General features: G+C 74.6%; 20 protein-coding genes. 13 read left to right on the forward strand and 7 right to left on the reverse strand.

From position 1 onward, the window contains the following. Positions 1 to 155: 155 nt before the first annotated feature. The 3 genes from hrcA (at position 156) to AC4OR8_RS18480 (ending at position 3282) form a co-directional block, all read left to right on the forward strand. Positions 156 to 1229 (forward strand): heat-inducible transcriptional repressor HrcA, encoded by a 1074-nt coding sequence (gene hrcA, locus AC4OR8_RS18470; protein WP_492167073.1) that lies wholly within the window; start codon positions 156 to 158, stop codon positions 1227 to 1229. A 105-nt stretch (positions 1230 to 1334) separates the two neighbouring features. After that, entirely contained in the window at positions 1335 to 2528 is a 1194-nt protein-coding gene (gene dnaJ / locus AC4OR8_RS18475; protein WP_492167074.1) for a molecular chaperone DnaJ, read from the forward strand. A gap of 13 nt (positions 2529 to 2541) precedes the next feature. Continuing rightward, the gene (locus tag AC4OR8_RS18480) at positions 2542 to 3282 is read left to right on the forward strand and encodes a 16S rRNA (uracil(1498)-N(3))-methyltransferase (protein ID WP_492167075.1); all 741 of its coding nucleotides are present in this window, start codon (positions 2542 to 2544) and stop codon (positions 3280 to 3282) included. Positions 3283 to 3487: 205 nt separating this feature from the next. On the opposite strand, the gene AC4OR8_RS18485 is transcribed toward AC4OR8_RS18480, so the two are convergent. Continuing rightward, complete coding sequence (locus AC4OR8_RS18485) at positions 3488 to 4474, reverse strand: Gmad2 immunoglobulin-like domain-containing protein (RefSeq protein ID WP_492167076.1); 987 nt, start codon at positions 4472 to 4474, stop codon at positions 3488 to 3490. Positions 4475 to 4718: 244 nt separating this feature from the next. Here AC4OR8_RS18485 and AC4OR8_RS18490 point away from each other — a divergent pair, with 244 nt between their 5' ends. Then, positions 4719 to 5057 carry an HIT domain-containing protein gene (locus AC4OR8_RS18490; RefSeq protein ID WP_492167077.1) on the forward strand — a complete coding sequence of 113 codons (339 nt, stop codon included), beginning with the start codon at positions 4719 to 4721 and terminating at the stop codon, positions 5055 to 5057. Between the two features lie 56 nt (positions 5058 to 5113). On the opposite strand, the gene AC4OR8_RS18495 is transcribed toward AC4OR8_RS18490, so the two are convergent. Next, positions 5114 to 5398: a hypothetical protein gene (locus AC4OR8_RS18495; RefSeq protein WP_492167078.1), complete on the reverse strand. Its 285-nt coding sequence runs from the start codon at positions 5396 to 5398 to the stop codon at positions 5114 to 5116. A 230-nt stretch (positions 5399 to 5628) separates the two neighbouring features. Here AC4OR8_RS18495 and AC4OR8_RS18500 point away from each other — a divergent pair, with 230 nt between their 5' ends. The 7 genes from AC4OR8_RS18500 to era all read left to right on the forward strand — a co-directional run bounded on the left by AC4OR8_RS18500 (position 5629) and on the right by era (position 10802). Next, positions 5629 to 6576 (forward strand): PhoH family protein, encoded by a 948-nt coding sequence (locus tag AC4OR8_RS18500; RefSeq protein WP_492167138.1) that lies wholly within the window; start codon positions 5629 to 5631, stop codon positions 6574 to 6576. Beyond that, positions 6573 to 7022, forward strand: coding sequence for an rRNA maturation RNase YbeY (gene ybeY, locus AC4OR8_RS18505; protein ID WP_492167079.1), 450 nt, complete (start codon positions 6573 to 6575; stop codon positions 7020 to 7022). The genes AC4OR8_RS18500 and ybeY overlap by 4 nt, the downstream gene beginning before the upstream one ends. Further along, positions 7019 to 8341, forward strand: coding sequence for a hemolysin family protein (locus AC4OR8_RS18510; RefSeq protein ID WP_492167080.1), 1323 nt, complete (start codon positions 7019 to 7021; stop codon positions 8339 to 8341). The genes ybeY and AC4OR8_RS18510 overlap by 4 nt, the downstream gene beginning before the upstream one ends. Next, positions 8334 to 8723 (forward strand): cytidine deaminase, encoded by a 390-nt coding sequence (locus AC4OR8_RS18515; RefSeq protein WP_492167081.1) that lies wholly within the window; start codon positions 8334 to 8336, stop codon positions 8721 to 8723. Before AC4OR8_RS18510 ends, AC4OR8_RS18515 begins: the two co-directional genes overlap by 8 nt. A 72-nt stretch (positions 8724 to 8795) precedes the next feature. Next, entirely contained in the window at positions 8796 to 9014 is a 219-nt protein-coding gene (locus AC4OR8_RS18520) for a hypothetical protein (protein ID WP_492167082.1), read from the forward strand. A gap of 47 nt (positions 9015 to 9061) precedes the next feature. Then, on the forward strand, positions 9062 to 9832 hold the full coding sequence (locus AC4OR8_RS18525; RefSeq protein WP_492167083.1) for a siderophore-interacting protein: 771 nt from the start codon (positions 9062 to 9064) through the stop codon (positions 9830 to 9832). 34 nt (positions 9833 to 9866) lie between these two features. Continuing rightward, the gene (gene era / locus AC4OR8_RS18530; protein ID WP_492167139.1) at positions 9867 to 10802 is read left to right on the forward strand and encodes a GTPase Era; all 936 of its coding nucleotides are present in this window, start codon (positions 9867 to 9869) and stop codon (positions 10800 to 10802) included. Here the strand turns inward: era and AC4OR8_RS18535 are convergent. The 4 genes from AC4OR8_RS18535 to AC4OR8_RS18550 all read right to left on the reverse strand — a co-directional run bounded on the left by AC4OR8_RS18535 (position 10799) and on the right by AC4OR8_RS18550 (position 13496). After that, complete coding sequence (locus AC4OR8_RS18535; RefSeq protein WP_492167084.1) at positions 10799 to 11128, reverse strand: hypothetical protein; 330 nt, start codon at positions 11126 to 11128, stop codon at positions 10799 to 10801. The genes era and AC4OR8_RS18535 overlap by 4 nt on opposite strands. Positions 11129 to 11224: 96 nt before the next feature. Continuing rightward, on the reverse strand, positions 11225 to 12079 hold the full coding sequence (locus tag AC4OR8_RS18540) for a septum formation family protein (RefSeq protein ID WP_492167085.1): 855 nt from the start codon (positions 12077 to 12079) through the stop codon (positions 11225 to 11227). After that, complete coding sequence (locus AC4OR8_RS18545) at positions 12076 to 12939, reverse strand: septum formation family protein (protein ID WP_492167086.1); 864 nt, start codon at positions 12937 to 12939, stop codon at positions 12076 to 12078. The genes AC4OR8_RS18540 and AC4OR8_RS18545 overlap by 4 nt, the downstream gene beginning before the upstream one ends. 65 nt (positions 12940 to 13004) lie before the next feature. Next, positions 13005 to 13496 (reverse strand): flavodoxin family protein, encoded by a 492-nt coding sequence (locus tag AC4OR8_RS18550; protein ID WP_492167087.1) that lies wholly within the window; start codon positions 13494 to 13496, stop codon positions 13005 to 13007. Positions 13497 to 13548: 52 nt separating this feature from the next. On the opposite strand from AC4OR8_RS18550, the gene AC4OR8_RS18555 reads away from it, so the two are divergent. Continuing rightward, positions 13549 to 14469, forward strand: a complete 921-nt coding sequence (locus AC4OR8_RS18555; RefSeq protein WP_492167088.1) for a LysR family transcriptional regulator — start codon at positions 13549 to 13551, stop codon at positions 14467 to 14469. A gap of 36 nt (positions 14470 to 14505) precedes the next feature. Here AC4OR8_RS18555 and AC4OR8_RS18560 read toward each other — a convergent pair whose 3' ends face one another. Further along, positions 14506 to 15153 carry a response regulator transcription factor gene (locus AC4OR8_RS18560; protein ID WP_492167089.1) on the reverse strand — a complete coding sequence of 216 codons (648 nt, stop codon included), beginning with the start codon at positions 15151 to 15153 and terminating at the stop codon, positions 14506 to 14508. A gap of 273 nt (positions 15154 to 15426) precedes the next feature. On the opposite strand from AC4OR8_RS18560, the gene leuA reads away from it, so the two are divergent. Continuing rightward, entirely contained in the window at positions 15427 to 17160 is a 1734-nt protein-coding gene (gene leuA, locus AC4OR8_RS18565; RefSeq protein ID WP_492167090.1) for a 2-isopropylmalate synthase, read from the forward strand. The last annotated feature ends 28 nt before the right edge of the window (positions 17161 to 17188 follow it).

The following is a 17188-nucleotide window of genomic DNA, read 5'->3' on the forward strand; positions in this document are numbered from 1 at the left end:
GCTGCCCGGCCGGGCCAGTCCCGTGACGGCCGCCGGCGCCTGGGCGGGCACGACCGCGGTGGATCGGCGCACCGACGCCGACCTAGTAGAGTTGGCACTCCACGGAATCGAGTGCCAGCGGCCCCGCGGGCCGCGCCACCAGGAAGAGGCGACACGTGCAGGAGGACCGCAGGCTCGCCGTGCTCCGGGCGATCGTGGAGGACTACGTCGCCACCGACGAGCCGGTCGGCTCCAAGGCGCTCGTCGAGCGACACGGCCTCGGGGTCTCCTCGGCCACCGTGCGCAACGACATGGCGGTGCTGGAGGACGAGGGCTACATCACCCAGCCCCACACCAGCGCCGGGCGGGTGCCGACCGACAAGGGCTACCGGCTCTTCGTCGACCGCCTCACCACCGTGAAGCCGATGTCGACCGCCGAGCGGCGCGCCATCTCCACCTTCCTCGACGGCGCCGTCGACCTCGACGACGTCGTGCAGCGCTCGGTGCGCCTGCTCTCACAGCTCACCCGCCAGGTCGCGGTCGTGCAGTACCCCACGCTGTCGCGCTCCACCGTGCGCCACGTCGAGCTGGTGGCGCTGACGCCCCAGCGGCTGCTGGCCGTGCTCATCCTCAGCACCGGCCGGGTCGAGCAGCGCGTCGTCGAGCTCACCGCCGGGCTCGACGAGGCCGCGCTGGCCGAGCTGCGCTCGCTGGTGCTGCGCACCGTCACCGGCCTGACCATCGCCGAGGCGCTCACCGCCCTCACCGCGCTGCGCCCGGGCGACGGCAGCGGCAGCGGCAGCGGCGGCGACCGTCCCGCGGAGGGCGCCCGCCCGCGCGACCCCGTCGCCGAGGCCACCGCGCTGGTGGTCGACGTGCTGGCCGAGGCGATGAGCGACCACCGCAGCGACGCCCGGGTCGCGGTGGGCGGCGCCGCCAACCTCGCCCGCTACGGCGACAGCTTCGACTCCGCGGTGCGCCCGCTGCTCGAGGCGCTCGAGGAGCACGTCGTGCTGCTCAAGCTGCTCGGCGAGACCGGCACCGGCGGCCTGGTGACCGTGCGCATCGGGGCGGAGGGCCCCTACGAGGAGCTCGCCTCGACCAGCGTGGTCTCCACCGGCTACGGCCCCCGCGAGGAGTCGCTGGCCGCGCTCGGCATCGTGGGCCCGACCCGCATGGACTACCCCGGCACGATGGCGGCGGTGCGCGCCGTCGCCCGCTACGTCTCCCGCATCCTCGACGAGGCCTAGCCCCGACCCGGAGGCGGGCCCCGAGGCCCGCGCCGTGCCGCCGCCCGCCCCCACCCGCACGCACCCCCGTACGCACGAGCACGCACCCCGATCAGAAGGACCACCGTGAGCCAGGACCTGTACGACCTCCTCGGAGTCGAGCGCGACGCCGACGGCGACGCCATCAAGAAGGCCTACCGTCGTCTCGCCCGCCAGCTCCACCCCGACGTCAACCCCGACCCGGAGTCGCAGGAGAAGTTCAAGCAGGTCTCGATGGCCTACGAGGTGCTGTCCGACCCGCAGAAGCGCTCGGCCTACGACCGTGGCGGCGACCCCTTCGGCGGCGCCGGGGCGGCCGGCTTCGGGCAGGGTGCCGGGTTTTCCTTCACCGACATCATGGACGCGTTCTTCGGAGGCGGCGGCCAGGGCGCTGGCCAGGGCCGTGGTCCGCGTCCGCGCGTACGTCGGGGACAGGACGCGCTGATCCGCATCGAGGTCGACCTGGCCGACGCCGCGTTCGGCGTGACGCGCGAGCTCAAGGTCGACACCGCCGTGCTGTGCTCCACCTGCCACGGCGACGGCGCCGCGCCGGGCAGCCACCCGGTGCCGTGCGAGACGTGCCGCGGCCAGGGCGAGGTGGCCCACGTGCAGCGCTCGTTCCTCGGCGAGATCCGCACGCTGCGCCCGTGCGCGGCGTGCCGCGGCTTCGGCTCGATCATCCCCGACCCCTGCCGTGAGTGCTCCGGCGACGGGCGGGTGCGCTCGCGCCGTGCGCTCAGCGTGAAGATCCCCGCCGGCGTCGACACCGGCACCCGCGTGCAGCTCAGCGAGCAGGGCGAGGTGGGCCCGGGCGGTGGACCGGCCGGCGACCTGTACGTCGAGATCCACGTCGCCGACCACGAGGTGTTCAAGCGCCACGGCAACGACCTGCACTGCACGGTGACGGTGCCGATGACCGCGGCGGCGCTCGGCACCACCATCACCCTGCCCACGCTCGAGGCCGACGTGGTCGCCGACCGCGACGAGTCGCAGGAGCCCAGCGAGCTGGAGACCCAGTTCGACATCGAGGTGCGCCCCGGCACCCAGTCGGGTGCCGAGCAGGTGCTGCGCGGGCGCGGGGTGCCGGCCCTGCGCGGGGGCCGCGGCGACCTCGTGGTCACGATCGCGGTGGAGACCCCCGGGCGCCTCGACGCCCGCCAGGAGGAGCTGCTGCGCGAGCTCGCCGCCCTGCGTGGCGAGGAGACGCCGTCCGGCACCGTGCGCCCCAGCAGCAAGTCGTCGGTGTTCGGGCGCCTGCGCGACGCCTTCAACCCGCACTGACGGGCGCCGCTCCGTGTCGCTGCCCGTGCACCTCGTGCCCGACCTCACCGGGGTCGCGGCCGGTGACGTCGTCGTCGTCGAGGGCGACGAGGCCCACCACGCCGTGGCGGTGCGCCGGGTGCGAGAGGGGGAGCGGCTCGTGCTCACCGACGGGCGCGGCCTGCGGGTGACCGGGGCCGTGGTCGCGACGGCGAAGCGGCGGCTGAGCGTCGCGGCCGAGGACGTCGAGGCCGTGGCCGAGCCGCGACCCGCCCTCACCGTGGTGCAGGCGCTGCCCAAGGGCGACCGCGGCGAGCTGGCCGTGGAGGTGCTGACCGAGGTGGGCGTGGCCCGCGTCGTGCCGTGGGCGGCGGAGCGGTCGGTGGCGGTGTGGAAGGGCGAGCGGGCGGAGAAGTCGTGGGCGCGCTGGTGCGCCACGGCCCGGGAGGCGGCCAAGCAGTCCCGGCGTGCGTGGCACCCCGAGGTCGCGCCGCTGGCGAGCACCGCCGACGTCGTCGCCCTGGTGGCGGGCGCCGACCTCTGCGTGGTGCTCCACGAGGCGGCCACCACGCCGCTGGCCGGCCTCGCCGTACCGGCCGACGGCACGGTGGTGGTGGTCGTGGGCCCCGAGGGCGGGCTCAGCGACCACGAGATCGAGGTGCTGGTCGCGGCCGGCGCCACGTCGGTGCGCCTGGGTGCGGAGGTGCTGCGCACCTCCACCGCCGGCGTCGTCGCCGCGGCGGCGCTGCTGTCGCGCACCCCCCGCTGGTCCTGAGCGCCGGTCCCGGGTCCGGGGACCTCCGGACACGGCTCGACCCCGCCCTCGGGCGGGAGGACGGGGTCGAGGCCAGCAGGTTCGCGGCGGCCCGGGAAATCAGCCCCACGCCACCGGGCGCCGCGGCGCCTGCACCAGTGGTTCGGTGCGCCCACCGGAGCGGATGGGTCCGGGGCGGGACCGGTTGCGGTCGGGGGTCCGGGCGTCAGCCGACGGCGATCGCCTTGCTGTCCTCGGTGGGGCCGCCGCCCTCCCCGCCGGAGGGGTCGTCGGTCATCGCCACGAACGTGTAGTCACCGGGCGCGAGCGAGGAGACGTCGACCTCGGCGGTCCACGGGTAGAGCCGGCCCATCCACCCCTCCGCGGTGGCCACGCCGTCGAGCACCACCTTCCCGGAGGCGTCACGCACCTCCCACGGCACGGTGGCCTCGAACGAGCTCGCCACGCCTGACACCGTGACGGTGCCCGACACCGCGGCGCCCTCCACGGGCTCGGTGACGTTGACCAGCGCGAGCACCGACAGCTGGCGGGCCTGGCGCACCCCGCCGGCGGTGTCGACGCCGAGCAGGTCGGCCGGCTCGCCGTCGAGGCGCGCCTCGAGCGGCGCCCGGGTCTGCTGCGCGCCCTGCAGCGTGTAGACCAGCTGCTGCACCGCCAGCCGGGCCTCGCGTCGGGTCAGGTCGCCCCGCGTCGTCCACGAGTCGTCGGGCAGGTCGACCACGAACCGGCCGCCCTCGAAGGCGGCCAGCAGGTCGCCGTCGGGCAGCAGCGTGCGGTAGTCGGGGTCGGTCGGAGCGCCCTGGGTGAGCAGGTCGACGGCGCTCTGCAGGGGATCGCCGGAGACGCGCTGGAACTCGCGGAACAGGCGGGGGCCGCGCGGGGTGTCACCGGCGAAGTACGTCGGCACGCTCGCCCCTCCGGGCTCGCTCGTGGTGCTGGGCTCTGCGCTCGCCGACGCCGACGCCGACTCCGACGTCGACTCCGACGCGGAGGCCGAGGCGCTGGGGGAGGCGCTGGGGGAGGCGCTGGGGGAGGCGCCGTCGGACGTGGCGGGGGCCGAGGGCGAGGCACTGGCGGTGTCGTCGGCGGAGCCGTCACCGCCGTCACTGCCGCCGCAGCCGGCGAGGACGGCCGCGCCCAGCGCGGCGGTGCCCGTGAGGGCGGCGAGTCGGGTCCAGGGGGAAGCGGTCATGGGGTCCATCCTCGCGGGGTCGGCGGGCCCGACGCCGCAGGCGGGCGCCGGCTCGCGTGTCGCCCCGGCCCGGGTGGGGGCGGGGTGGGTGCGGGCCGGGTGCGGGCCGGGTGCGGGGCCGGGTGGCCGTGGTGGCCGCGGGGTGGGACGCTCGTGTCCCCCCGCACGGTTGCGTCCCGACGGCCGGCCCGTCCGGTCGACGACCCCGTCGACGACCGCGGGACGACGAGACCAGGAGGACCCCGTGGCCGACTGCCTGTTCTGCGGCATCGTGGCCGGCGAGGTGCCGGCCGACGTGGTGCACACGACCGCCCGCACCGTCGCGTTCCGCGACATCGCCGCCCAGGCGCCGACGCACGTGCTGGTGGTGCCGCGCGCCCACCACGCCGACGCGGCGGCGCTGGCCGCTGCCGACCCCGCCGCGGCGGCCGAGCTGCTCACCACCGCGGCCGCGGTGGCGGCGGCCGAGGGCCACGACGACTACCGCACGGTGTTCAACACCGGCGCCGGCGTCGGCCAGAGCGTGTTCCACGCCCACCTGCACGTGCTGGCCGGGCGGTCGATGACCTGGCCTCCCGGCTGAGCGCCGGCTCGGCGCCGGTCGGGCGAGCGAGGTCGGCACGAGCCGGGTGGTCGTGCTCAGCCCGGCAGCACCTCGAGCACCAGGCGCAGCACGTAGAAGACGACCGGCATGCCGAACACCGCGAGCATCACCCAGGCGGTGATCTTGTGCAGCGGCTTGCTGGGGTCGAGGGACCCCGCGAAGTCGAGCAGCGCGCCCTCCTGCGTGTGGTGGGTCAGCCCCATGTCCCGCGCGTGCTCGGGCAGGTGGCCGCCGGGGAACCACACCGGGGGCGTGTCGTCGTCGTGGTCGTCAGGGTCGTCGTCGGGCCACTGCGCGACGTCGTCCTGCTGACCGGCCATGCCACCACCGTACGTCGCCGCGGCCCGGCCCGGGCGGGGTCGCCGCTGCGCGAACCCGTTGGGCTGCTCGCGGGCGGCGCCGTACGATGGGGGAGCCGTACCACCCACCACGAGAGGCGCCCCTCCGGGCATCCATGACCGAGAGCACCCCCCGCGCGAGCGCCGCGCCGGCCGTCCCCGAGCCGGCCCACCAGACCCGGCACACGGTGGTCGTCCCCCACAGCATCAACATGGTCAGCCTCCTCGGAGCAGGCGACGAGCACCTCGGCCTCATCGAGCGGGCCTTCGACACCGACGTCCACGTGCGCGGCAACCGCATCACGCTGCTCGGCGAGGCCGGTGAGGTGGCGCTGGTCGAGCGCCTGCTCGACGAGCTGGTCAGCCTCATCCGCACCGGCCAGGGCGTGACCGGCGAGACCGTCGACCGCGTGCTGGCGATGCTGCGCGCCGAGACCACCGAGCGCCCCGCCGACGTGCTGAGCACCAACATCCTCAGCAACCGCGGCCGCTCGATCCGGCCCAAGACGCTGAACCAGAAGCGCTACGTCGACGCGATCGACGCCCACACCATCACGTTCGGCATCGGTCCCGCCGGTACGGGCAAGACCTACCTGGCGATGGCGAAGGCCGTGCAGGCGCTGGTCTCGAAGGACGTCACCCGGATCATCCTCACCCGCCCGGCGGTCGAGGCCGGCGAGCACCTCGGCTACCTGCCCGGCACGCTGAGCGAAAAGATCGACCCCTACCTGCGTCCGCTCTACGACGCGCTGCACGACATGATGGACCCCGAGACGATCCCGAAGCTGCTGGCCGCCGGCACCATCGAGGTGGCCCCGCTGGCCTACATGCGCGGACGCACCCTGAACTCCTCGTTCATCATCCTCGACGAGGCGCAGAACACCACGCCGGAGCAGATGAAGATGTTCCTGACCCGCCTGGGCTTCGGCTCGAAGATCGTGGTCACCGGCGACATCACCCAGACCGACCTGCCCGGCGGCACGAAGTCGGGGCTGCGCATCATCGAGGGCATCCTCGACGGCGTCGACGACATCTCGTTCAACCGCCTCACCAGCCACGACGTCGTGCGCCACAAGCTGGTGGGCAAGATCGTGGCGGCCTACGACGAGCACGAGGCGCGCGCCGAGCGCGCCCGCGGCGCCCAGCAGGGCCAGCGATGAGCATCGAGGTGCTCGACGAGTCCGGCCGCGGGCTCGACGTGGCCCACCTGGCCACGCTCAGCCGCTTCGTCATGGACGCCATGCGCGTGCACCCGCTGGCCGAGCTCTGCATCAAGGCCGTCGACGAGGACACCATCGCCGCGCTCAACGCGCAGTGGATGGACAAGGAGGGCCCCACCGACGTGCTGGCCTTCCCGATGGACGAGCTGCGCCCCGGGCTGGTCGACACCGAGCCCGAGGAGGGCGTGCTGGGCGACCTGGTGCTGTGCCCGTCGGTCGCCGAGCGCCAGGGCGAGGGCGCCGGTCACGGCACCGTCGCCGAGCTGGAGCTGCTCACCACCCACGGCATCCTCCACCTGCTGGGCTACGACCACGCCGAGCCCGAGGAGCACGCCGAGATGTTCGGCCTCCAGGACCGGCTGCTCGCCGACTGGCGCGCGCGGTGAGCTCGGGCGATCTCTGGCTGCTGGTGACAGCGGCCGCTCTCGTCCTGCTCGCCGGGGTCTTCTCCGCGGCCGAGGCCGCGCTGGCGTCGTTCTCCCGGGCCCGCGCCGAGGAGCTGCACGCCGAGGGCCGCACCGGCGCCGGGCGGCTGCTGACCCTGCTCGACGACGCCCCGCGCTACCTCAACACCGCGCTGTTCCTGCGCCTGCTCTTCGAGATCTCCGCGATCGTGCTGGTGGCGCTGCAGATCGACGAGGCCTTCGACGGCGCGTGGTGGGAGAGCGTGGTCACCACGATCCTGGTCATGCTGGTGGTCTCGTTCGTCGTCATCGGCGTCGCGCCCCGCACCCTGGGGCGCCAGCACTCCGAGACCGTCGCGGTGCTCACCGCCGGTCCGCTCACCGTCGTCACCCGGGTGCTGGGGCCGCTGCCGCGGCTGCTCATCCTGGTCGGCAACGCGATCACCCCCGGCAAGGGGTTCCGCGAGGGCCCGTTCTCCACCGAGACCGAGCTGCGCGAGCTCGTCGACCTCGCCGAGGCGTCGTCGGTGATCGAGACCAGCGAGCGCAAGATGATCCACTCCGTCTTCGAGCTCGGCGACACCTCCGCGCGCGAGGTGATGGTGCCGCGCAACGACGTGGTCTACCTCGAGCGCCACAAGAACCTGCGCCAGGCCCTGTCGCTGTTCCTGCGCAGCGGCTACTCCCGGGTGCCGGTGGTGGGTGACAACCTCGACGACGTCGTCGGCATGGCCTACCTCAAGGACATCGTGCGCCGTGACTTCGAGGCGCCCGACGTCGAGCTCACCCAACGCATCGACGAGATCGTGCGCCCGGTGCACTGGGTGCCGGAGTCGAAGCCGGCCAACGCCCTGCTCGCCGAGATGCAGGCCCGGCGCCAGCACATCGCGGTCGTCGTCGACGAGTACGGCGGCACCGCCGGTCTCGTCACCATCGAGGACATCCTCGAGGAGATCGTCGGGGAGATCACCGACGAGTACGACGAGGAGGAGGTGGAGGTCGAGACCCGCGAGGACGGCTCGGTCCGGGTGTCGTCGCGCTTCCCGGTCGACGACCTCGGCGAGCTCTTCGGCGGCCGCTTCGAGGAGGACGACGTCGACTCCGTGGGTGGGCTGATGGCCAAGCACCTCGGCCTGGTCCCGATCCCCGGCTCCCACGTGGAGGCCCACGGCCTGCGCTTCACCGCCGAGCAGACCACCGGGCGACGCAACAAGATCGGCACGGTGCTGATCGCGCGTGCCCCCGCCCGCTCCGCCGTCCGCGACCCCGAGGACGAGCCAGAGGACCGACCCCGTGAGTGAGCCCGTGACCGACCCCGTGAGCGACCCCGTGACCGACCCCGTCCCCGAGCTGTCCGCGGAGGACCGCAAGCTGGTGACGCTGGCCCGTGCCACCCGCGCCCGCACCGGTGCGACCGAGGGCGCCGCGGTGCGCGACACCGACGGACGCACGTACGCCGCGGCCACCGTCGACCTCCCGTCGCTCGCGGTCTCCGCGGTCGGGGTGTGCGTCGCGATGGCCGTGGCCTCGGGCTCGCGCGGCCTCGAGGCGGTGGTGGTGCTGACCGGCGCCGACACCGTCGCCGGGGGAGACCTCGACGCCGTGCGCGACCTCGGGGGCGCCGGCGTCGTGGTGCACCGCACCGACGTGCGCGGCACCCTCGTGCAGACGCGCTCGACCTGACCCGACCACCCGGCGCGCCACACCTCGTTCACGTTGCGTTTACCTGCGCGTCGTCCAGAGGTACCCTGAGGCATGACCGCCCAGCTGACCCGCCCGGAGACCACCGCCCCGCGTGGTGCGGACGCCCTCGACGAGGTGCCGCCGCTGCCCCGCGGTGCCGAGACCGCGATCCTGCCGTCGTTCGTGGCCGTCGCGTGCGAGGACCCCGCGGAGTCGCTGGCCCACGAGCACGACATCTGCGAGCACCTCGACGAGCTCGACGTGACCCGCTGCCCCCACCACGCCGCCTGAGCGGGTGCGATTCCCGCTGCGGCCGCGCGGGTGACTAACCTCCTCCGGTGAGCACCCGGGCCCAGCAGCACACCGCCGAGGTGCTGCGGCGCGAGCAGGTGAGCCCCCACCTGGTGCGGCTGACCCTCGGCGGGCCCGGCTTGGCGGGGTTCGCCTCCACCGGCGTGCCCGACGAGTGGGTCGGCCTCGTGGTGCCCGGGCAGTTCCAGAGCCGCTACTACACGGTGCGGTCGTGGACGGGCGCCGAGCTGGTGCTCGACGTCGTCGTGCACGACACCGGCCTGGTCACCGAGTGGGCAGCACGCGACGTCGTGGGCGAGCAGGTCACGGTCACCGACCCCAAGGGCTCGTTCGCGATGCCCGAGGGTGCTGCCTGGCTGCTGCTGGTGGGCGACCTCACCGCGCTCCCGGCGATGGCGCGGGTCCTGGAGTGGTCAGGCGTGCCGACGACCGTGTGGGCCGAGGTGCCCGAGGTGCCCGCGGGCTACCTCCCCGACGACGCCGCCGTGAGCTGGCTCCCGCAGCCCGGCGACGGCCACAGCCGCCTCGCCGAGGTGGTGGAGGGCCTCGACTGGCCCGCCGGCGAGGGATACTTCTGGATGGCGGGGGAGTCGGGGCAGATGCGGGCCATCCGCAAGCACCTGATGCGCGAGCGACGCCTCCCGAGCACGGCGTACGACGTCATGGGGTACTGGCGCGGTGGGGCCACCCGGCAGCCCCGCAGCGTCGACCCCGGCCCGATCTGGCGGGCGGGCAAGGCGGCGGGCAGGACCGACGAGCAGATCTGGGCCGACTACGACGAGGCGCGACATGACTGATCCCCGCACTGACGGACCCCGCACCGACGGCGGCATGCACCCCGGCGGACGACCCGCCGACTTCCGCAGCGGCTTCGCCTCCTTCGTGGGCCGGCCCAACGCCGGCAAGTCGACGCTGACCAACGCGCTGGTCGGCTCGAAGGTGGTGATCACCAGCTCGAAGCCGCAGACCACCCGCACCGTGGTGCGTGGCATCGTGCACCGCGACGACGCCCAGCTCGTGCTGGTCGACACCCCCGGGCTGCACCGCCCGCGCACCCTGCTCGGCGAGCGGCTCAACGACCTGGTGAAGACCACCCTGGCCGAGGTCGACGTGGTGGCGGTGTGCCTGCCGGCCAACGAGAAGGTCGGCCCCGGCGACCGGTTCATCGTGGGCGAGATGGCCAAGGTGCGCCGCACGACGAAGGTCGCGATCGCCACCAAGACCGACCTGGCCACCCCCGAGCAGATCGGGCAGCACCTCCTCGACATCGCCGAGCTCGGTGCCGCCGCCGGCATCGAGTGGGCCGAGATCGTGCCGGTCTCGGCGCAGGCCGGTGACCAGGTGCAGCTGCTGCAGGACCTGCTGGTCGGCCTGCTGCCCACCGGCCCGCAGCTCTACCCCGACGGCGAGCTGTCGGACGCCCCCGAGGAGGCGATCGTCGCCGAGCTGATCCGCGAGGCCGCGCTCGAGGGCGTGCGCGACGAGCTGCCCCACTCCATCGCCGTGGTCGTGGAGGAGATGGGCCTGCGCGAGGACCGCCCCGCCGACCGGCCCCTGCTCGACATCCACGCCAACGTGTTCGTGGAGCGCGACTCGCAGAAGGGCATCATGATCGGCCACAAGGGCGCCCGCCTGCGCACGGTCGGCACCGAGGCCCGCACCCAGATCGAGGCGCTGCTGGGCATCCCGGTCTACCTCGACCTGCGCGTCAAGATCGCCAAGGACTGGCAGCGCGACCCCCGCCAGCTGCGCCGCCTCGGCTTCTAGGCCGGGTCGCCGGCCGTGAACGAGACCGGGGTGCCGGTGGCGCGGGCGTAGGCGATCTCCCTGCGCGTGGACTCGCCGACGTACCCGCCCGGGTCGACGACCAGGACCCGGTCGGCCAGGTCGATCTTGCGCAGGTGGAGGTCGCCCAGCGCGGCCTTCTGCTCGTCGCCGATCGGCTCGTCCGCTCCGGGGTCACCGGCGCGCGGGAAGACGGCCGGCGCGACGACGATGGCACCGGCGAGGCTCAGCTCACGGTTCGCCGCGCTCATCTCCTCCGCGAAGCGGGTCGAGCCGCAGAGGCAGACGATCTCAGGTCGTGAGGGCACGGCTCGGTCCTCCGGTCGGACGGGCGTCACCGGGCGCGTGCACGTCTCGGACGGGTGCCCGAGGCGACGACCTGCGCAGCGGAACGAGCATCCCGGTCAGTCCGGCACCCAGCACAGGCCGTAGGTCTGCCCGGCGCGCCACTGCTCGGCGGTGGGCCACTCGTAGCCCCAGCTGAAGTCGAGCGGGTCGGCCGCCGCGGCGCGCCCGGCGTCCTCGCAGGGGGCCTGGCCGCTCTCCCGGGCGGAGTCGGCGCCGGGGTAGGCGCCGCCGCCGAGGTCGACGACGGAGACGGCGCGCCAGGCGTGCGGCCGGGCGCAGATCACCCGCGCGAAGCCGGCGGTGCCGGGCTCGGCGGTGCCGCAGGTGGCGTACGCCGCGCCGGCGGGCCGGTCGAGCACCCCCTGCACCGTGCCGTCGAGGGGGGCGAGCCGCTCGTCGCCGGCCACGGCGATGACGTCGCAGCGGTACCAGTCGGCGCCGGCGTCGGACTCCTCCACGGTCGGGGTGAACCAGACCGCGCGCAGCATGCTCAGGCGCCGCTGCTCCTCGGTGCCGCCGAGGAACCCGCCGAGCCGCTCGGGGCACGTCGTGGCCACGGCGTCCTGCACCCGCCGGGAGTCGACGGCCAGCAGGTGGCCGCCGACGAACGCGTCGAGGGTGCCGACGGCGAAGGTGCGCGCGGTGTCGCCGCCGCAGCGCACCGGCTCGGCGTCGACGGTCGGGGCGAGCGCCTCGGCGTACGACAGGTCGTAGCAGGCGCCGACCGCCGGGCGCTCCACGGGCGCTGCGGTCGGCGGGGGTGTGGGCGCGGGGGACGTCGACGGAGTGGCGGAGGCCGACGGCGAGGGCGCGTCACCGGTGTCACCGGTGTCACCGGGTACGTCGGAGCCGCTGCAGCCACCGGCCACGAGCGCGAGCAGGACGGCGGCGGCGGCGCGCCGCCGGGTCACTTGTCGGTCCTCGCCCAGCACACCGAGCGCCGGTTGCCGCCCTCCCACTCCGCCTCGTGGAAGAAGGTGTAGCCGTAGTCGTAGGTGGCGGGGTAGCTGAGCCAGGCGCCGACCGACTCGGAGCAGAAGTCGCGGCTGCGGACCTCGACGACGCGGTCGCCGGGGTAGTCGTCGCCGGGCTCGCCCACCTTGATCGTGGTGACCGCCCGCCAGACGTGGTCCTCGCTGCACGGCACCTTGGGGGAGTCGGTGACCGTCGGGCCGTCGGCGCACACCATCCAGTCGTCCGAGGGCACGCCCGACAGCAGGCCCTGCGCGGTGTCGGGCAGCTCGACGTAGCCGGCGCTGTCGTCGCTGCCGCCGACCAGGTCGCAGCGGTACCAGCGCGCGCCGTCGGCCCAGGCGGCCTCCGAGGGGCGGAACCAGGCCCAGCTGACGATGGTGCGCATCACCAGGCTCTCGTCGGCGCCGAGGAACGCCATCTGCTTCTTCGAGCAGGTGTCGTAGGCGAACGCCCCCAGCCTCGGGTCGTCGTGCTCGGCGTCGTCGAAGGCGGCCGGCAGCGGACCCACCGCGAAGGTCTGCGCGGTGTGCGGCTCGGTGCAGTCGACGGTGCGGGTGGCGTCGGAGGCGCGGGCGACGTCCTCGGGCGTCAGCACGCGGCACGCCCCGAGCTCGGGTACTTCCACGGCGTCGACCTGGGCCGGGTCGGTGTCGGCGTCGACGGCGGGCTCGGCCGCGCCGCAGGCGCCGAGCAGCAGGGCGGCCAGTGCCGTCGCCGAGGCCACGGCGGCGAGCCGGGCGGGCCGGCGAGCGCGGCGGCCACGGGCGGGCGCGGCGCTGAGCGGTGCGTGGGGCAACGCGCTCCTCCCAGCGGGGCGTGCGGCGGACGGTCGAACAGGCGGATGCTACCCCGCGTACGCCGTCAGCCGGGGCTCACCAGCGCCGCCAGGGTGGCCCCGAGCTCGTGGGCGGCCTCCTCCTCGGCCGTGCCGACGTCGCCGACCACCTCGAGGGTGGCGGCGGCCTGCGTCCAGGGCAGCGCCCCGGCGATCGTCAGCACCGAGCGCACCGCCCCGGTGGTGTCGTGGCGACCGTGCACGTAGAGCCCGAACGGCGTGCGCCCCGCCCGCCCGGGACCCCCGGCGGAGCCGTCGGCCGACAGCGCCCCGCCGACCTCGAGGAACGTGGTGTCGAAGAAGTGCTTGAGCGCCCCCGACATGTAGCCGAAGTTGGCGGTGGTGCCGAGCAGGACGCCGTCGGCGGCCAGCACGTCGGCGGCGGTGGCCTGCAGCGCCGGGCGCGCCACGACCTCGACGCCGGTCACGGCGTCGTCGCCGGCGCCGGCGAGCACCGCGTCGGTGAGCCGCTGCGCGGTGGGCGTGGGGGAGTGGTGCACGAGCAGCAGCCGGGTCACGGGCCGAGGCTAGCCGCCGCCCGCCCTGCCGGCAGCCACTAGCGTGGGGCCCGTGAGCCTGCTGCCCGACCTGCCCGCGCTGCGGCTGCTGGTCGACGTCGCCCGGCTCGGCAGCATCGGTGCGGCGGGCCGCGAGGCCGGCATCTCCCAGCAGAGCGCGTCGGAGCGGCTGCGCGCGGTGGAGGCGCAGACCGGCCTGGCGCTGGTGCAGCGCTCCACCAGCGGGTCGACCCTCACCCCGCAGGGACGCCTGCTCGTGGAGTGGTGCCAGGGCCTGCTCGAGCGCGCCGACGAGGTGGAGCTGGCGCTGCGCACGCTGCGCGGCGAGGGCCACCGCGAGCTCCACGTCTACGCCAGCATGACCACCGCGGAGTTCCTGCTGCCCGGCTGGCTGGTGCGGCTGCGCCAGCAGCGCTCGGCCACCGGGCCGGTGGCGGTGAGCCTGCACGCGACCAACTCCGAGGCGGTCGTCGAGGCGGTGCGCGCAGGCACCGCGGGGCTCGGGTTCGTGGAGGGCCCGGTCGACCTCACCGGCCTCGCCTCGCGCGCGGTCGGCACCGACGAGCTCGTGCTGGTCGCCGCTCCCGACGACACCTGGGCCCGCGCCCGGACGGCGGTGCCGGCCGGCACTGTGGCGGCCCGCCCCCTCACCACCCGCGAGTCGGGCTCCGGCACCCGGCGGGTGCTCGAGGACGCACTGGCCGGCGCCGGGCACGCCGCGGCGGCGCCCGAGGTGGAGCTCACCACCACCGCGGCCGTGCTGGCCGCCGTGCGCGCCGGCAGCCCGCCGGCGTTCCTGAGCCGGTGGGCCGTACGCCGTGACGTCGCGGCCGGCGAGGTGGTGGAGGTCGCCACGGAGGGCCTCGACCTGCGCCGGGTGCTGCGCGCGGTGTGGCTGGGCGGTCCCCGCCCTCCCGCCGGGCCGGTGCGCGACCTGCTGGCCATCGCCAGCGCCCAGGCCACGACCGCGTAGGACCGTGCCCGGGTGGCCCGGGCACCGACGACGCCCTCAGTCGCGGAAGCCGTGCTGGTGCGCCCAGGCCACGGCCTGGGTGCGGCGGGCGACGCCGGCCTTGACGAAGACCTGGCGCAGGTAGGTCTTGACGGAGTTGACGCTGATCAGGAGCCGCTCGGCGATCTCGGTGTTCGACAGGCCCTCGCAGACCAGCACCAGCACGTCGCCCTCGCGCCCGCTCAGACCGGGGAAGACCGGTCGGTGCGTCGGCTCCGCCGACGACGGCACCGGCTCGCCGCGGTGAGCGGCCTCGATGGCGGCGAGCAGCTCCTGGGTGCCGGCGCTCTTCGAGACCCACCCGTGCGCTCCGGCGTCCAGCGCGCGCCGCAGGACGGTCGGCTGGGTCTGCCAGGTGAGCAGCAGCGCGCGGGCCGGCTCGACGCGCCCCAGCCAGGTCAGCACCGACTCCTCGTGGGTGGGGGCGCCGCCCGAGAAGGGGTCGCACAGCACGACGTCGAGGCGGGGCGCGAGGTGGGCACCCAGGGTGAGCGCGGGGTCGGCCACGACGTGCAGCGCCACCCGGTGGCGGTGGGGCGCGAGCATGCCGCGCAGGCCGGTGGTGACCAGCTCGGGCTCTCCCACCACGGCCACCCGCACGGGACGCCCGCCCCGGGACGACAGCAGGGGTGGGGACGGGCTCACGAGGCGGAACCTAACCCGCCGACGCGGCGGTGGCGACGTCGTGGCGACGACCCGCCCGTCGCGCCCGGCCCCTGAGACGGCGTACGCCGGCGGCGACCCGCCCGGGCCGCCTGGGCTAGGCTGCAGACCTCATGACGCGACAGCTGCTCCTTCGCTGCCGCAGCGAGGTCTGAGCCAGAGCCGGACCCCCTCGCTGCGGAGTGATCGTGCGCGCCGGCCGCCCCACGGCCTCCCACGGCCTCCAGCCACCTCCGATCCCCCGAGGACAGCGACATGAGCATCGAGACCAGCACCACCACGAACGCCCAGCAGCCCAGCGGCATGCCGATCGGGCGCTACCAGCCGTTCGTGCCCGTCGACCTCCCCGACCGCACCTGGCCCACGCGCCGGCTCACCCGCGCGCCACGGTGGCTGTCGACCGACCTGCGCGACGGCAACCAGGCCCTGATCGACCCGATGTCCCCGGCCCGCAAGCTGGAGATGTTCGACCTGCTGGTGCGGATGGGCTACAAGGAGATCGAGGTCGGCTTCCCCTCGGCCAGCCAGACCGACTTCGACTTCGTGCGGGCGCTGGTCGAGCGCGACCTGGTGCCCGACGACGTCCGCATCTCGGTGCTGACCCAGGCCCGCGAGGACCTCATCGAGCGCACCGTGCAGTCGCTGGTGGGTGCCGACAACGCCACCGTGCACCTCTACAACGCCACCGCGCCGCTCTTCCGCCGCGTCGTCTTCGGCGTCACCCCGCAGGAGTGCACCAACATCGCGGTGCGCGGCACCGAGCTGGTGATGAAGTACGCCGAGCAGGAGCTGGGCGCGGCGATCGAGACGTTCGGCTACCAGTACTCCCCGGAGATCTTCACCCAGACCGAGACCGACTTCGCGCTCTCGGTCTGCGAGGCCGTCTCCGACGTGTGGCAGCCCGAGCCGGGCCGCGAGATCGTGCTGAACCTGCCGGCCACCGTCGAGATGTCGACGCCCAACACCTACGCCGACCAGATCGAGTACTTCAGCCGCGGCCTGACCCGCCGCGACGTCAGCGCGATCTCGCTGCACCCCCACAACGACCGCGGCACCGCCGTGGCCGCCACCGAGCTCGGCCTGATGGCCGGGGCCGACCGCGTGGAGGGCTGTCTGTTCGGCCACGGCGAGCGCACCGGCAACGTCTGCCTGGTGACGCTGGGGATGAACCTCTTCAGCCAGGGCATCGACCCGCAGGTCGACTTCTCCGACATCGACGACGTCCGACGCACCGTCGAGTACTGCACGCAGCTGCCGGTGCACCCGCGCCACCCCTACGCCGGCGACCTCGTCTACACCGCCTTCTCCGGCTCCCACCAGGACGCCATCAAGAAGGGCCTCGAGGACCTCGACCGCGTCGCCGCGGAGCAGGGCGTGCCGGTGGGCGAGGTGCGCTGGGAGGCGCCATACCTGCCGATCGACCCCAAGGACGTCGGACGCACCTACGAGGCGGTCATCCGGGTCAACAGCCAGTCGGGCAAGGGCGGGGTGGCCTACGTGCTCAAGGCCGAGCACAAGCTCGACCTGCCGCGTCGTGCCCAGATCGAGTTCAGCCGGGTCGTCCAGCAGCACACCGACGCCGTCGGCGGCGAGATCACCCCCGACCAGATCTGGTCGGTCTTCCGCGCCGAGTACCTCGACCGCACCACCCCGCTGCAGCTCGACTCGGTGCACACCAGCTCGGCGGCCGGGGAGAAGGACGCCCTCACCGTCGGCGTGCACGTCGACGGCGAGCTGCGGTCGCTGACCGGCACCGGCAACGGCCCGCTGTCGGCCTTCTGCGCCGCGATCAACGAGCTGCCGCACGACCTCGACGTGCGGATCCTCGACTACGCCGAGCACGCCCTCACCGCGGGCGGCGACTCGCTCGCGGCGGCCTACGTGGAGTGCTCGGTGCGCGACCGCATCTTCTGGGGCGTCGGGGTGGACGCCAACATCGTCACCGCCTCGCTCAAGGCGGTCACCAGCGCCGTCAACCGCGGCGCCTGAGCCCGGGCCAGCCGGCCCGGCGACCGGC

The sequence above is a fragment of the Nocardioides sp. FY1077 genome, from assembly GCF_058681775.1.

Bases quoted from the DNA above. Each gene is read 5' to 3' on its own strand.
- era (WP_492167139.1), top strand. From the start codon at position 9,867: ATGCACCCCGGCGGACGACCCGCCGACTTCCGCAGCGGCTTCGCCTCC.
- leuA (WP_492167090.1), top strand. From the start codon at position 15,427: ATGAGCATCGAGACCAGCACCACCACGAACGCCCAGCAGCCCAGCGGC.
- ybeY (WP_492167079.1), top strand. From the start codon at position 6,573: ATGAGCATCGAGGTGCTCGACGAGTCCGGCCGCGGGCTCGACGTGGCC.
- AC4OR8_RS18495 (WP_492167078.1), bottom strand. From the start codon at position 5,398: ATGGCCGGTCAGCAGGACGACGTCGCGCAGTGGCCCGACGACGACCCT.
- AC4OR8_RS18520 (WP_492167082.1), top strand. From the start codon at position 8,796: ATGACCGCCCAGCTGACCCGCCCGGAGACCACCGCCCCGCGTGGTGCG.
- AC4OR8_RS18485 (WP_492167076.1), bottom strand. From the start codon at position 4,474: ATGACCGCTTCCCCCTGGACCCGACTCGCCGCCCTCACGGGCACCGCC.
- AC4OR8_RS18500 (WP_492167138.1), top strand. From the start codon at position 5,629: ATGGTCAGCCTCCTCGGAGCAGGCGACGAGCACCTCGGCCTCATCGAG.